This is a genomic window from Nonomuraea sp. K271, from assembly GCF_009908215.1.
Taxonomy (GTDB): domain Bacteria; phylum Actinomycetota; class Actinomycetes; order Streptosporangiales; family Streptosporangiaceae; genus Nonomuraea; species Nonomuraea longispora.
In genome coordinates, this window is sequence record NZ_JAAAHR010000379.1 from 1 (window position 1) to 1157 (window position 1157).

The following is a 1157-nucleotide window of genomic DNA, read 5'->3' on the forward strand; positions in this document are numbered from 1 at the left end:
GGGTGGGGGTTGCGGGGGTGAAGCGGCTGCCGGGTGGGATGTGGCTTTTCAGCGGTGTGGGGCGTTGATCGGTGCAGTCGCCGGCAGGTCCCTGGAGCGGCCTGCACGGACGCGGCGGGCACGCGCGACGGTGTGTGCGTTCAGGCGAGGGCCGGAGCGTAGGGGGTGACGTCGATGGGCGGTTCGTCGCCGAGGGCCAGAGCGGCGGCGATGCGGCCGGTGAAGGGGCCCGCCGTCAGGCCGTACGAGCTCAGACCCGTCGCCACCACCACCCGGCTGGTGAGACGGCCGATGAGCGGGCTGCCGGGGGCGTACACCGGGCGCAGCCCGACCCTGGTCTCCGCCACCGTCGCGCCCAGCAGGCCCGGGGCCACCTGCAACCCCGCCTCGATCACCTCGCCGAGTCCGCCCATCGTGACACGCGGCGAGAAGCCCACGTCCTCGATGGTCGCGCCGATGACGACGCGGGAGTCGGGAAAGCCCAGCAGGTAGGGGCCGATCCTGGGCAGCACGATCGGCCACCAGGCCGTGTCGATGCCCTCCAGGGTGACGTGCAGGATCTGACCGCGCCTCGGGAAGACGGGCAGTTTCACCCCCAGCGGCCGGCACACCTCACCGGTCCACGCACCGGCGGCCACGATCACGGCGTCCGCGTCGAGCGGAACGCCCTCACCGGCGAAGTCGTGGGCGCCCGTGCCGGTGACCGGAGCCTGCCGGGGCTCCAGCGGCGTTGCCTGCCGCCAGGACGTGCCGCCCGCCTGCTCGCTCCCGCGTAGGCCTGTGAGCCGGGCCTGCGCCGGTTCCCCTGCGCCTTCCGCGGCCGCCGCGACTCCGGTGCCCGAGGGCCCGCCTGCTCCCGTGCCGCCCACGCCGGCCAGCCCTGGTCCGGCAGGAACGTCGCCGGCGACCGTGGCGGCCTCACCGCCGGCGGTCGTACCGGACCCGGCCGCGTGCCCGCCTCCGGCGGGCCGGGGGAAGGGGCCTGCGGGCGCGGCGGAAGAGGCGCCGCCGTCAGGCTCGGCCGAGGGCACGTCACCGGAAGGGCCCAGCGAGGGGCCGCTGTCAGAGGGCCCGGTGGAGGGTTCGGTGGAGGGTTCGGTGGAGGGCCCGGTGGAGGGCCCGGTGGAGGGCCCGGTGGAGGGTTCGTCGCTTGGGGG

General features: G+C 75.9%; 1 protein-coding gene. It reads right to left on the minus strand.

The annotated features are described in order from the left end of the window. Window positions 1–140: 140 nt before the first annotated feature. Window positions 141–1157, minus strand: a 1017-nt coding sequence (locus tag GUY59_RS50430) for an NAD(P)/FAD-dependent oxidoreductase (protein ID WP_161715154.1), incomplete at its 5' end; no start/stop codon positions are given.